Origin of the sequence: Gordonia liuliyuniae (genome assembly GCF_021738805.1) — a bacterium.
Lineage (GTDB): Bacteria > Actinomycetota > Actinomycetes > Mycobacteriales > Mycobacteriaceae > Gordonia > Gordonia liuliyuniae.
This window is the reverse complement of the sequence record NZ_JAKKOR010000001.1, coordinates 1-13,286: the sequence shown is the minus strand read 5'-3', so window position 1 is coordinate 13,286 and position 13,286 is coordinate 1. Positions and strand designations below refer to the sequence as shown.

Here is a 13,286-nt window from a genome sequence, read left to right as displayed (position 1 = left end):
CTGGTGACCGACGGACCGCTGATCGTGCAATCGGACAAGACCCTCCTGTTGGAGGTCGACCATCCAGCCGCCGCGCAGGCGCGCGCGGCGATCGCCCCGTTCGCCGAACTCGAACGCGCCCCCGAACACATCCACACCTATCGGGTCACCCCGCTGGCGTTGTGGAACGCACGGGCCGCGGGCCACGACGCGGAACAGGTCGTCGACGCCCTCGTCACCCATTCCCGGTTCCCCGTGCCGCAACCGCTGCTCGTCGACATCGTCGAGACGATGGGCCGGTTCGGCCGGCTGCAACTGGTCAAGCATCCCGCGCACGGGCTCACCCTGGTCTCGTTCGACCGCGCGGTCCTCGAGGAGATTCTTCGGAACAAGAAGGTCGCCCCGATGTTGGGCGCCCGCATCGACGACGACACGGTGGTCGTCCATCCGTCCGAGCGCGGTCGGCTCAAGCAGGTCCTGCTCAAGGTTGGCTGGCCTGCCGAAGACCTCGCAGGCTATGTCGACGGCGAGGCCCACCAGATCGATCTCGTGCAGGACGGCTGGGAGCTGCGCGACTATCAGCAGATGGCCACCGACTCGTTCTGGGCGGGCGGCTCGGGCGTCGTCGTTCTGCCGTGCGGCGCCGGTAAGACGATGGTCGGTGCGGCCGCGATGGCGAAGGCCGGCGCGACGACGTTGATCCTCGTGACGAACACTGTCGCAGGACGCCAGTGGAAACGCGAGCTGGTGGCGCGCACGTCGCTGACCGAGGACGAGATCGGCGAGTACTCGGGCGAACGCAAGGAGATCCGTCCGGTCACGATCGCCACCTACCAGGTGATCACCCGCAAGTCGAAGGGCGAGTACAAGAACCTCGACCTGTTCGACTCTCGCGACTGGGGACTCATTGTCTACGACGAGGTCCATCTGCTGCCCGCCCCGGTGTTCCGGATGACGGCCGATCTGCAGTCGCGCCGCCGCCTCGGTCTGACCGCGACGCTGGTCCGCGAGGACGGCCGGGAGGGCGACGTGTTCAGCCTGATCGGACCGAAGCGGTACGACGCGCCGTGGAAGGACATCGAGGCGCAAGGCTGGATCGCTCCCGCCGACTGCGTCGAGGTCCGGGTGACGATGACCGACGAGGAGCGCCTACAGTACGCGGTCGCTGAGGCCGACGAGAAGTACAAGCTGTGCTCGACGGTCCATTCGAAGGTCAACGTCGTCAAGAACATCCTCGGCAAGCACGAGGGTTCGCAGACACTCGTCATCGGTGCCTACATCGACCAGCTCGAGGAGCTCGGCGCCGAGCTCGACTGCCCGGTGATCCAGGGGTCCACGCGCAACGCCGAACGCGAGAAGCTGTTCGACGCGTTCCGCCGCGGCGAATTGTCGACGCTGGTGGTCTCCAAGGTTGCCAACTTCTCCATCGACCTCCCGGAGGCGTCGGTGGCCGTCCAGGTGTCGGGCACGTTCGGCTCCCGCCAGGAGGAGGCGCAGCGGCTCGGTCGGCTCCTGCGACCGAAGGCCGACGGCGGTCAGGCGCACTTCTATTCGGTCGTCTCCCGAGACTCCCTCGACGCCGACTACGCCGCCCACCGGCAGCGGTTCCTCGCGGAACAGGGGTACGCGTACCGGATCATGGACGCCGCCGACCTGGTGTAGGCGTAACGCTGTTCCTCTGTTCGGACGACATACAGAGCGTCGGGACAGTGTCGGGCGGGTCACCGCAGGCCCGGGGAGGAGATCATCATGAATCGGATCGCCAAGGCGTTCGCACTGGGCGCGACGGCTCTCGGAGCCACCACACTGGCCACTGCGGTCGCGGCGCCCGCGGACGCCGTACCGTCGAACCACAGCGTCTACGTCGCACAGAACTGCGAGGGGCTGAGCCCCAACATCATCGACATCCCGTACTACGGCGGGATGTCCGTGACTCAGGAGCAGTCGGGCACGATCAACATCCATTACGGCAACCCGAGCGTCTGGGGCTATCGAAGCGTCGGCACGATGTCCTGGAAGAACCTGAGGACTGGGGCGCACGGCACGCTTCCGTTGAAGGTCGACCACTCGCTCGGCTCCAACGGATTCGGCGCGTTGTTGAAGTCGGGCACCGGCACTATCCGTCTCACCACGCGTGCGGTCAACCACGGCCCGCTCCTAACTCTCGCCGCCCCCACCTGCTCGGGCACCGTCCACGCGCGGTAACCCGTAACGCGCGGCCGAGTCATCGTCGCCTGCACCGCTGTGGCAGCGTAGACGCATGCCTTTGGTCAGCCGGATGCGTCCGTTCACGTCGACGATCTTCGCGGAGGTATCCGCCCTCGCGGTGGCGCACGACGCAGTGAACCTCGGGCAGGGATTTCCCGACTCGGACGGCCCTACCTCGATGCTCGAGGCCGCGCAGCGGGCGATCGCCGAGGGCCAGAACCAGTATCCGCCGGGGCCGGGCATCCCGGCCCTGCGCGAAGCTGTCGCCGCACAGCAACTCGACGATTACGGGCTCGCCTACGATCCCGACACCCAGGTGTTGGTGACGGTCGGTGCGACGGAAGCCATCGCCGGCGCGATCCTGGGTCTGGTGGAGCCCGGCCGCGAGGTCGTGATGATCGAACCGTTCTATGACGCGTATGCGGCGTCGGTCGCATTGGCGGGCGGTGTGCGGCGCACAGTGCCGCTCGTCGCGGAGGGCGACGGGTTCACGCTCGACCGCGAGGCGTTGGCCGCGGCATTCGGCCCGAACACGGCGGCGATCGTGGTGAATACGCCTCACAATCCGACCGGGACCATCCTGTCCGACGACGAGCTGACCGAGATCGCCCGCCTCTGCGTCGAGCACGACGTGATCGCGATCGCCGACGAAGTGTACGAACATCTGGTGTTCGACGGCGCCGTCCACCGGCCGCTTGCGACGTTCCCCGGCATGGCTGAGCGGACGCTGCGGATCTCGGGAGCGGCGAAGACTTTCCACGTCACGGGGTGGAAGGTCGGCTGGATCAGCGGGCCCGCCGAACTCGTCCGAGCTGCGCGCGCGGCGAAGCAGTACTTGACGTTCGTCGGCAGCGGCCCGTTCCAACCTGCCGTCGCGCACGCACTGCGCAACGAGATGGACTGGGTCCGTGAGGACGCGGAGGGGCTGGGCCGTAAGCGGATTCGACTCTCGAAAGCACTCGCCGACGCCGGCTTCAGCGTGCACCGCTCGCAAGGCACCTACTTCGTGTGCGCCGATCCCCGACCGCTCGGCATCACCGATGGCGCCGCCTTCTGTCGGGAGCTGCCCGCCCGTCTCGGCGTCGCGGCCGTCCCGGTCAGCGCCTTCGTCGACGACCAGCAGCCTTGGCGCCACCTCCTCCGGTTCGCCTTCGCCAAAGACGACGACGTGATCGACGAGGCCGCACACCGGCTGTCACGCCTCACCTGACCAGCCCCCACCAACGTGATAGGCCGACCAAACCAACACCGCACAGGCCCGACACCCTCACCACGACGACGCCCGGCCTGAGCGGTGTAGGTTTACACGCTCAGAACACGCCCGCCGGCCGAAGCTGGACACTAATCCGCGGACCGACACCCGATACTTTGGGGACCGAGTGCTCCCACGTGCGCTGGCAGCTACCGCCCATCACCACGAGGTCGCCGGACCCGAGCACGAACTTGCGCGAGGCCCCTCCGCCGCGCGGCCGGAGTAGCAGGGGCCGCGGCGCACCGAGGGACACAATCGCGACAAGTGTGTCCTGCGTGCGGCCGCGGCCGATCCGGTCGCCGTGCCACGCCACGCTGTCGGAACCGTCCCGGTAGAGACATAGGCCCGCCGTCTCGAAGCCGCCGGGGAGGACGGCCCGGTAGTGCTCACTGAGCGCGTCGCGCGCGACGTCGAGTATCGGATGCGGCAACTGGTCGCAGCGCAGGTACATGGCCAGCAGTCGCGGGACGGTGACTGTCGCGTCGTACATACGCCGCTCCTCGGCCCGCCAGGGAACGTCGGCGTGCAGCGCATCGAACACGTCGATGGACCCGTGCAGCCAGCCGGGGCGGACGTCCACCCAGGCACCGTCAGTCAATTCGGTGCGGCTGACTCCCGCACCGAGCGACCCCACCGCCGGACCGTGATCAGTCACGTCGAAGAGGCTCGCCTGCAGTCCCGCCGTCATAGCCCAGAATCGTACACCTGTTCGAAACGAGGCACTACACGTCGAATGTCGCGTCGGTCAACCGTTCCGATTCAGACCAGAGCAGGTCTCGGAGATCCTGCCGGTCCGCGGCGCGGCGCACGTGCGCCTTCCCCGGATAACCGCGCATCCCGCCCGGCCCGTTCGGGCCGTAGAAGTCGCCGTTGCGCACGTCGGGCATCGTCGCCGCGTACAACGTCGGGAGCGCACCCCGGGCGGCTGACTGGCCCAGCCGGAGCGTGTCCGCGACCTTCGACACGTTGCTGAACCGTGTCTGCGAATTGCCGGTGATACCGGTCGACGCGTACCCGGGATGTGCGATCACCGATCGTTTCGTCGATCCCGCGGCGTCCAGCCGCCGCGCCAACTCGCGGCCGAACGTGAGATTCGCAAGCTTCGAGTCACCGTAGGCCACCCAGCGGTTGTATGCGCGCTGCTCCCAGTTCAGATCGTCGAACCGTTCGCGAGACCCGTACTGCATGAGCGAGGAGAGGACGACGACCCGGTCGGTCACCTTCGGCAACAGCAACGATGTCAGCACGAAGTGGCCGAGATGGTTGGTGCCCATTTGCATCTCGAAACCGTCGACGGTGCGCTGGAACGGAACCGCCATCAGTCCGGCGTTGTCGATCAGCACGTCCGCCTCGTCGACACTGTCGGCGAACGCGCGCACGGATGCGAGGTCAGCTAGGTCGAGTTGCGCAACGGTGGCCGCCGGGCCGATCTGGTCGGCCACGGCTCGCGCCGTCACCTGGTTACGGCACGCCAGGGTCACCCTGGCGCCGGCTGCGGCCAACGCTTTCGCCGTCGCCGCGCCCAGTCCGCTGTTGGCGCCCGTCACGATGTGACGACGGCCATTCTGTGGGGGAATGTCGTTCGCATTCCACTTCCGAGTCACTCGGTCACCCTTCTGTGATTCGACGGGCGTTCGCCGGGAAACGCGAACTTCACGAGGTCGGCCAGCACGCTACCGAGGGACGGCGGTTCCGGTCTGCTCAGGAGTCCGATCGGTGCGTGTATCTCAGTCACATTCGTCCGCCCACGCAGCACCTGTCGGTCCACTCGCTTCCATCGCTGCCCTTCGTGCTCGGCGGCGGCGTCGATCGCGACGCGACTCGCGTACACCGGCGAATAGCCGAGCTTGGCGAGGTCGGACAGGCGCGCGGACTCGTTCACGGCGTCGCCGATCACCGTGTACTCGTAGCGGGTGCGCGCACCGATGTTGCCCGCGAACACGCTGCCGAACGTGACGCCCATCCCCCACTCCAGCGGAAGCTTCTCGCTCAGCTCCGTCCCGAGTTCACGGGCGGCCGCCAACGCGGCCGCCGCAGGATCGTCGACGGCGACGGGCGCGCCGAACACGATGAGCGCGGCATCGCCCTCGAACTTGTTGATAAACCCGCCGTGTCGGTCGACGATGTCGACGACGATCGAGAAGAAGGCGTTCAGGACGACGGCGGTCTCGCGCGGATCACGGTCGGCCGCGAACGCCGTCGAACCGGTTATGTCGACGAAGATCACGGCCACCTCGGTGTTGCCGCCGACGAATTCGCCGTCCTGCTCCAAGGCGAGCTGCGCGACGTCGTCGCCGACGTGCCGCGAGAAGATGTCCCGCATGCGTTCGCGTTCGACGAGCCCGTCGAGCATCGCGTTGAGCCCGGTCTGCAGAACGCCGAGCTCCGACGCGTCGTAGGCGGCGACTCGTCGAGTCAGGTCGCCGCTCCGAGTGGCCTCGACGACTTCGCGCATGTCGTTGAGCGGGTCAGTGATGGCCCGGTTCACCAGGCCGACGACGCGCGCCCCCGACGTCAGCGCAATCACCGCCAATAGCATTGTCGCCCAGTCGATGTCGCCCGCGACCTGCGGAACCCACCCGAGGCCGCGTCCGACGTTCATCAGGATCAGACCGACCATCGGTACGGCCGACGACACGATCCACACCACGACCATCCGTTCGCGGACACCGTGCATCACGCCGTCGACGGAGCCTCCTCGCAGCGCGAGGGCCGCGAGCGGGCGGGCCGCACTCTCCGCAAACAGATAGGTGAGGCACGACGAGGTGACGGCGGCCAGACCGAACGCGCCCGCAACCGACAGCAGGAACACGATCCGTGTGTCCGAGATCAGGGCGTAGACGCCGAGTGCCACCGCCCAGCCGGAGAGATCCGCACAGACGAGCCGCCGCGGGATCGCGCGGATGTCACCGCGTCGTCGTTCGTCCGCGGGCTCGGACGGGCCGACGTCGACGAACCAGCGGAACTGCGGCGTCAGGAAGACGAACGACGCCAAGACACTCGTCAGCGTGCCGAGCAGCAACGCGATGAGCACAGTGCCCATGAGCGGCGGATAGTCGGAGTCGATGTGGAGGTTGAGCTGTCCGCCGTTGAATGCGAGGAGGACGGCGACGAAGGTCTCGACGCCGATCAGAATCTTGGCGCCCGCGACGATGACCCCGCCGATGAACATCCCGCGCCTGGCCAGACCGCGGCGGGTCGGCGCGTCGAGGATCTCGGTGTCGAGCAGCGGGAGACCGCCCTCCCGGAAGCCGATGACGGCGGCAGCGCCCAGCCGGGCCTCGATCCAGTCGGCGATGCGATGAGCGACAGCTCGATTCCGCCTCGCCATACGCGTCACCTCCCGGTTCTCGAATCTCACTGAGACTACCGGGAACCGGGAGGTGAATTGCAGCGGCAATCGCCAATTAGCGTGGCGTTGCCGAAGGCGTCAGGCGTCGGCCTTGAGCGCCTCGATCTCGAGGGTGATGGTGATCTTGTCGCCGACGACCGTGCCGCCGGTTTCCAGCGGCATCTCGATGTCGATGCCGAAGTCCTTGCGGTTGAGGACGGTCTTGGCGTCGAAGCCTGCGACCGCCCCCTGGCCCATCCCCGGGTTCACACCGTTGAACTCCATCTGCAGCGTCACCGGCTTGGTGATTCCGCGAAGGGTGAAGTCACCGTGCACGAGGTAGTCGTCACCGTCGGCCTCGACCGAGGTCGAGACGAATGTCGCGGCCGGGTAGTTCTGGGCGTCGAAGAAGTCGGCCGATCGAACGTGCTGGTCACGCTGGTCGTTTCCGGTATTGATCGAGGTGACGTCGATTTCGGCGTTCACCGCGGGCGAGCCGTCCTCGGCGATCTCGATGGTTCCGGAGAAGCCGCCGAATGCGCCGCGGACCTTCGAGACCATCAGGTGTCGGACGGTGAAACCGACCTGCGAGTGGACCGGGTCGATGGTCCAGGTGCCTGCGGTCAGTTCTGCGGGAGTGATGCTCATGGGAGTCCTACCTTCTCTCGGCGACTTCTCGTCGCCATCGTTGGTGCCGTCGTTGGTGCCGTCGTGGGGCGCGGTCTGCGACCGTCGTTCTCGATCGCCTACACACAACACTAACCGGACCTCGGTCCGTTTCCTTCCCGGTGTGAGCGGGATAACATCGAATCATGCTGACTCGCACTGACGTCGAGACCCGCCTCGACGCATTCGACGTACGACGGATTCCGCTCGCCGAAGGCGCTCGAGCAGCGGCCGTAATGCTGGTGGTGGCTCCGCGCGACGGTCGACGCGGCGTATGGCTCACCCGCAGGCCCGCTCGGATGAATCGTCACGCCGCCCAGTTCGCCTTGCCCGGCGGACGGCTCGACCCCGGCGAGACGCACCACGAGGCCGGTCTGCGTGAACTCCACGAGGAGATGGGCATCGTGCTCGGATCAGAGACGATCCTCGGCGATCTGGACGATTTCGCGACGCGCTCCGGCTATGTCATGACGCCGACTGTCGCATGGATGGACGACGAGATTGATCCCGATCCGAATCCGGACGAAGTGGAGCACGCCTACCTCATCGACCTCGACGAGTTGGCGGATGCCCAACCACAGTTCGAGATGATTCCGGAGTCGGACCGGCCAGTGATGTCGCTGCCGCTGATCGGCCGTCGGATCCACGCACCGACCGCCGCGGTGCTATTTCAATTCGCGCGCGTCGCTCTTCGGGACGAGCCGGTGCGCGTCGCCGACTACGAACAGCCCGTGTTCGCCTGGCAGTGAGTGCCGGGTGTGACGTCAGTTTCCCCGCTCAGCGCCACCGTCACCTCGAGAGGCGATGACGACACAGAGCGGGGAATCTGACGTCACCGGTGTCTAATCCCCCGAGCGGTGCCGGGCACGTCGAGTCTGGTATTGCGGCTCGACCCGGTCACGGGCGACGCTCTCTGGCGTCTGGAAGCCGACGGTCTCGTCGTCGGGGTGCTCGCCGGTCCCGGCGTCCACCCAGCGGTGGCCGCCCCCGGGCTTGGCCTCGAGGTATTGCGCTTCGATCGCCTGCGCCTCGGGCGCATCGTGGGTGACGGTGCGCGTCTCGCTGCCTTCTTCGAGGACCTGCTGCACTTCGCGTTCGACCACCTTGCGGACGATGACCGGCTTCTCGACGACCACCTCGATGATCTTCTCGATCGGCTTCTCGATGATCTTCTCGACTTCGCGGTAGACCGGTCGCTCGACGACCTTCTCCACCACGTGCTCGACCGGCTTCTCGACGATGCGTTCGACGACGACGTTGATCTGCTTCTCGACCACCTTCTCGACAAGGACCGGAGTTTGGACGTTCTTCTCGAATTCGCGGTGGACCGGCTTGTCGACAACCTTTTCGACGATCTCGGGTCGCTCGACGATCTTCTCGACGACGTGCTCGACCGGCTTGTCGACGACCTTCTCGACGATGTTCGGCGTCTCGACGATGCGCTCGACGACATGGTCGACGGACTTCTCCACGACCTTCTCGACGACGTTGGGTCGTTCGACGATCTTCTCGACGATCCGTTCGACGGGCTTCTCGATGACCTGCTCGGTGATCTCGGGGACTTCGACGACCTTGTCGACGATATGGTCGACGGGCTTCTCCACGATCTGTTCGATGACGTTGGGGACCTCGACGACCTTCTCGACAACGTGGTCGACAGGCTTCTCCACGATCTGCTCGATCACGTTGGGGACCTCGACGACGCGCTCGACCACGTGGTCGACATCCTTCTCGATGACCTTCTCGATCACGTTCGGCTTCTCGACGATCCGCTCCACGACGTGGTCGACGGATTCCTCGACGACCTTCTCGATCACGTTGGGGACCTCGACGATCCGCTCGACCACATGGTCGACGGATTCCTCGACGACCTTCTCGATCACGTTCGGGGTCTCGACGACCCGCTCCACTTCGCGGTCGACAGACGTCTCGACGACCTTCTCGATCACGTTGGGGATCTCGACGATCCGCTCGACGACACGGTCGACGGGCTTCTCGACGACTTCTTCGATGATGTTGGGTTCTTCAACGATCCGTTCGAGGACGTGGTCGACCGGCTTCTCGACGACCTTTTCGACGACGTTCGGGGTCTCGACGACGCGCTCGACGACCTTGTCGACTGGCTGTTCGACGACCTTCTCGATCACGTTGGGCTTCTCGACGATGCGCTCGATGACGTGATCGACGGACTTCTCGACCGGCTTGTCGACGAGTCGCTCGACGACGACGTCGCGCGGTACCTCGACGACTTTGATGACGGGCTTCTCGACGACCACCTCGATGATCTTCTCGACCGGCTTCTCGACGGTCTTATAGATCACCTCTTCGACGGGAACCTCGATCTCCTTCTCGACCGTCGTGTAGACGTTCTTCTCGACGGGGACCTCGATGACGTGCTCGATGATCTTCTCGACCGGCTTCTCGACGGTCACTTCGATGATCTTCTCGACCGGCTTCTCGATGACCTTCTCGACGATGGATTCGACGGGCACTTCGACGATCTTGTCGACGAGGGTGACGATCGGCTTCTCCACCATGCGTTCAATGGTGACCGGCTTGTCGACGACCTTGTCGGCGATGTCGACGATGAGCTTCTCGATGACCCGCTCGACTTCGGTCGGCCGTTCGATGACTTCGTCCACGACCGTGACGATGAGACGTTCCACGAGGCGCTGGATCTCGACGGGCTTGTCCGCGATCTGGTCGAGGACGGTGACGATCGGCTTTTCGACCAACCGCTCGATCTCGATCTCGGTCTCTTGGATGTCGTCGACCACGGTCACGATGGGTCGCTCGACGAGGCGCGGGAGTTCGACAGGCTTGTCGACGATGTCGTCGACCACGGTCACGACAGGCTTCTCGACCTTGCGCGACAGTTCGACCGGGGTCTCGACGATCTCGTCGACCACGGTCACAATCGGCTTCTCGACCTTGCGCGACAGTTCGACCGGGGTCTCGACGATCTCGTCGACCACGGTCACAATGGACTTCTCGACACGGCGCGGGAGTTCGACAGGCTTGTCGATGATCTCGTCCGTGATCGTGATCGTCGGCTGTTCGACGACGCGCGGGACCGCGACCGGCACGTCGACGGCTTTGTCGACGACGGTGACGATCGGATGCTCTACGACGCGTTCGACGTCGACGGGCCGTTCGACCACCTCGTCGACGATGCTGACGACCGGCTTCTCCACAAGACGCTGGATGTTGACCGGCTTGTCGGTCAGGTCGTCCTCAACGGTGACGACGGGGCGTTCGACGATTCGTTTGATGTCAACGGGCTTGTCGGTCACGTCGTCGACGACGGTGACGACGGGCTTCTCGACGAGACGCGACACGGTGGCCGGCCGATCGACGACGACGTCGACGGTGTCGACTACGAGTCGTTCCACGATGCGTTCGAGCGTGATCGGCTTGTCGATGACCGTCTCGACGGCCTCTTCGACGAGCCGTTCGACGGTGTATCCACGCTCGACGACATTGTCGACGACCTCCAGCGGAGGGTTCATCGTGTCTTTGTCGTCGCCTTCAGCCATTACCACTCCTCGAACCGGGTTCCACCTCTGCGGACAACGCTTCCACAAGTACGAGTTTCCCACGCCACGCCACGCGGCACGACTCCGCGTCCACAATAGTGGCCCGGCGTGGCATCTCACACAGTCCCTGGGGACGACCGCCCGCTGACCTGGCCGTTTTTTGCGTCAGAACGGCGTCCCTGCCCCACCGCCACTACGGACAGTCTCCTGCTCCGACCAGAAACGCGCATACCGCCCGCCGTGAGCGAGGAGGTCGTCGTGACTGCCGATCTCAGCGGCGCGGCCGCCCTCCAGGAACACGATCACGTCGGCGTCCCTAACCGTGCTCAGGCGATGCGCGACGATCAGCCGGGTCCGCCCCGCACCGAGTTCGTCGAACGCGGCACGCACGATCTGCTCGTTCTCCACGTCGAGCGCCGACGTCGCCTCGTCGAGGAGGACCAGCGGAGCGTTCTTGAACAGTGCACGCGCTATGGACACCCGCTGCCGCTCACCGCCGGACAACGCCGTACCGCGGTCACCTACCGGCGTCGCCCACCCCTGCGGCAGTCGCTCGATCACCTCGTCCAGCCGTGAGCGGCGCGCGACTTCCGCGATCCGGTCGTCCGATACGTGAGCTTGTCCCATCACGACGTTCTCGCGAATGGTCCCGTCGAAGAGGTAGACGTCCTGGAAGACGACCGCGAGCTGTCGGTTGAGGTCGGCGGTCCGCAGGTCGCGGACGTCCGCTCCACCGATTCTGACGCTGCCCGCGTCGACATCGAAGAATCGTGCCGCCAGGCGGACCAGCGTGGTCTTCCGCTCCCCGACGGGCCGACGACAGCACACACCCCGCCCGAGGGGACGGCGAACGAGATCCCGTCGAGCACCGGCGCGGGCCGCCTGGCTGAGGCGGTGTGCGACGACCATCGCCGTTCGGCCGACGAGTGCCGCGTGCGCCGCGTTCTCCAGGACGTCGGCATCTGAGCTGTCGGCGTCCGCGGTGGCCTCGTCCAAGATCACGACGGGAGGATCGAGGAGAACCAACCGGGCCAGCGCGAGCTGTTGCTCCTGCATGGGTGTCAGCGCGTGCCCGCCCGCGCCGATGACCGTGCCCGGCCCGTCGGGCAGACGAGACACCCACCCCCACGCTCCGACTTCCTCGAGCGCATCCTTCAGGTCGGCGTCGGCGGCGTCGGGAGCGGCCATTCGCAGATCCTCTGCGAGAGTCCCCGCGAACGTGTGCACGTCCTGGGTCAGCAGAACCGGAGCGCCGTCGTCGCCGAGCTCGGCCAGACTCGCCCCACCGATGCGGATTGCGCCCGAATCCGGCTCGTGCACACCTGCGATCAATGCGGCCAGGGTCGACTTTCCGGCGCCGGAGGTCCCGACCACCGCCACCGTCTGTCCCGGCTCGATGGTCATGCTGGCCTGGTCGAGCACCTGTCGACCCGACCCGTAGGCGAAACAGACCGCATCCACCTCGACTCTCGGTGCGTCCGGTCCACTTCCGCGGCCGCCCCTGTGATCAGTGACACAGCGTGGCTGTGCGTTGCAGAGGGCGCCGACAACAGGACACGGCGGCAAACCCGCCGGTCACGCGCAGCATGCCGCGGATCCATGATCCGACCCGACGGCAGACCCGAACCGGGGCCGACACGGATCAGGCAATCGGACATCTACGACGGAGCCAGTCGGCCTCAACTCGTCAGAAGGGTCTCGCCAGAAAGCAGGGAGCGCACACAGGGAAACAAGGGCCTTTTAAGGGTTAAAGGCCAGAATGTGTGTACGGGATCGGTGATTTCCGGCCGCTGACCTCCGGTGACGACGGTCCGAACTTGCTCTGGAAGCATGTTCGGTGTCAGGTCCTCGGAATTCGCCGTCGTGTGGTGTATGTGGTCGCAAGCTCGTCAAGAACGGAACGACCAGCGCGGGCAGAACACGATGGCGGTGCCGACACTGCGGCGCCTCCCGCACCCAGTCACGCCCCGACATCACCCGCCGAGCCCAACTCGACGCATTCCTGGCCTGGCTGATCGATCAACGACCCCGCACCGAGGTCGCCTCCAGCGCTCGCACATTCCGCCGCGGACCGCCTGGTGTTGGAACATCGACGTCCCGCCGCCTGCCCCATCGCGATCACCGGCCGCACTGTTGATGCTCGATGGCACCTACTTCCAATCCTGGTGCCTGCTGATCGCCTTCGACTGAATCGCCCCGGCGTGTCCGGAGACTCTGTTCGTTGGGAAGGATGGAGTCATGTCAGGAAGTGGGACGAAGAGGTACCCGGCCGAGATGCGTGAGCGGGCGATCCGGATGGTCGCTGAGATTCGGG

The 13,286-nt window shown here is 65.9% G+C and carries 10 protein-coding genes and 1 pseudogene; 5 read left to right on the top strand and 6 right to left on the bottom strand.

Translation table 11 applies throughout. The features are described 5' to 3' along the window. Window positions 1-3 precede the first annotated feature (3 nt). The 3 genes from L5G33_RS00055 to L5G33_RS00045 all read left to right on the top strand — a co-directional run bounded on the left by L5G33_RS00055 (window position 4) and on the right by L5G33_RS00045 (window position 3,397). Window positions 4-1,641 (top strand): DNA repair helicase XPB, encoded by a 1,638-nt coding sequence (locus tag L5G33_RS00055; protein WP_236996097.1) that lies wholly within the window; start codon window positions 4-6, stop codon window positions 1,639-1,641. 87 nt (window positions 1,642-1,728) lie between these two features. Continuing rightward, window positions 1,729-2,184, top strand: a complete 456-nt coding sequence (locus L5G33_RS00050; protein ID WP_236996096.1) for a hypothetical protein — start codon at window positions 1,729-1,731, stop codon at window positions 2,182-2,184. A 55-nt stretch (window positions 2,185-2,239) separates the two neighbouring features. Then, window positions 2,240-3,397 carry a pyridoxal phosphate-dependent aminotransferase gene (locus tag L5G33_RS00045; protein ID WP_236996094.1) on the top strand — a complete coding sequence of 386 codons (1,158 nt, stop codon included), beginning with the start codon at window positions 2,240-2,242 and terminating at the stop codon, window positions 3,395-3,397. Between the two features lie 100 nt (window positions 3,398-3,497). Here L5G33_RS00045 and L5G33_RS00040 read toward each other — a convergent pair whose 3' ends face one another. From L5G33_RS00040 to L5G33_RS00025, 4 genes are all read right to left on the bottom strand, one after another. After that, entirely contained in the window at window positions 3,498-4,127 is a 630-nt protein-coding gene (locus tag L5G33_RS00040) for an alpha-ketoglutarate-dependent dioxygenase AlkB (protein WP_236996093.1), read from the bottom strand. Between the two features lie 34 nt (window positions 4,128-4,161). Beyond that, complete coding sequence (locus L5G33_RS00035) at window positions 4,162-5,043, bottom strand: oxidoreductase (RefSeq protein ID WP_308191525.1); 882 nt, start codon at window positions 5,041-5,043, stop codon at window positions 4,162-4,164. Then, a complete protein-coding gene (locus L5G33_RS00030; protein ID WP_236996090.1) occupies window positions 5,040-6,770 on the bottom strand; it encodes an adenylate/guanylate cyclase domain-containing protein in 1,731 nt (576 codons plus the stop codon). Before L5G33_RS00030 ends, L5G33_RS00035 begins: the two co-directional genes overlap by 4 nt. Window positions 6,771-6,869: 99 nt before the next feature. Then, the gene (locus tag L5G33_RS00025) at window positions 6,870-7,418 is read right to left on the bottom strand and encodes a YceI family protein (protein ID WP_236996089.1); all 549 of its coding nucleotides are present in this window, start codon (window positions 7,416-7,418) and stop codon (window positions 6,870-6,872) included. Between the two features lie 164 nt (window positions 7,419-7,582). Here L5G33_RS00025 and L5G33_RS00020 point away from each other — a divergent pair, with 164 nt between their 5' ends. After that, a complete protein-coding gene (locus tag L5G33_RS00020; protein ID WP_236996088.1) occupies window positions 7,583-8,185 on the top strand; it encodes an NUDIX hydrolase in 603 nt (200 codons plus the stop codon). A gap of 93 nt (window positions 8,186-8,278) precedes the next feature. Here L5G33_RS00020 and L5G33_RS00015 read toward each other — a convergent pair whose 3' ends face one another. Together L5G33_RS00015 and L5G33_RS00010 are read right to left on the bottom strand one after the other, a co-directional pair. Further along, window positions 8,279-10,972: a hypothetical protein gene (locus L5G33_RS00015; protein WP_236996087.1), complete on the bottom strand. Its 2,694-nt coding sequence runs from the start codon at window positions 10,970-10,972 to the stop codon at window positions 8,279-8,281. A gap of 165 nt (window positions 10,973-11,137) precedes the next feature. Then, entirely contained in the window at window positions 11,138-12,433 is a 1,296-nt protein-coding gene (locus L5G33_RS00010) for an ABC transporter ATP-binding protein (protein WP_236996086.1), read from the bottom strand. Window positions 12,434-12,809: 376 nt separating this feature from the next. Here L5G33_RS00010 and L5G33_RS19335 point away from each other — a divergent pair. Beyond that, a pseudogene (locus L5G33_RS19335) lies at window positions 12,810-13,159 on the top strand (transposase-like zinc-binding domain-containing protein); the annotation flags it as partial. Between the last annotated feature and the right edge of the window lie 127 nt (window positions 13,160-13,286).

Bases quoted from the DNA above. Each gene is read 5' to 3' on its own strand.
- L5G33_RS00040 (WP_236996093.1), bottom strand. From the start codon at position 4,127: ATGACGGCGGGACTGCAGGCGAGCCTCTTCGACGTGACTGATCACGGT.
- L5G33_RS00020 (WP_236996088.1), top strand. From the start codon at position 7,583: ATGCTGACTCGCACTGACGTCGAGACCCGCCTCGACGCATTCGACGTA.
- L5G33_RS00050 (WP_236996096.1), top strand. From the start codon at position 1,729: ATGAATCGGATCGCCAAGGCGTTCGCACTGGGCGCGACGGCTCTCGGA.
- L5G33_RS00015 (WP_236996087.1), bottom strand. From the start codon at position 10,972: ATGGCTGAAGGCGACGACAAAGACACGATGAACCCTCCGCTGGAGGTC.
- L5G33_RS00025 (WP_236996089.1), bottom strand. From the start codon at position 7,418: ATGAGCATCACTCCCGCAGAACTGACCGCAGGCACCTGGACCATCGAC.
- L5G33_RS00030 (WP_236996090.1), bottom strand. From the start codon at position 6,770: ATGGCGAGGCGGAATCGAGCTGTCGCTCATCGCATCGCCGACTGGATC.
- L5G33_RS00045 (WP_236996094.1), top strand. From the start codon at position 2,240: ATGCCTTTGGTCAGCCGGATGCGTCCGTTCACGTCGACGATCTTCGCG.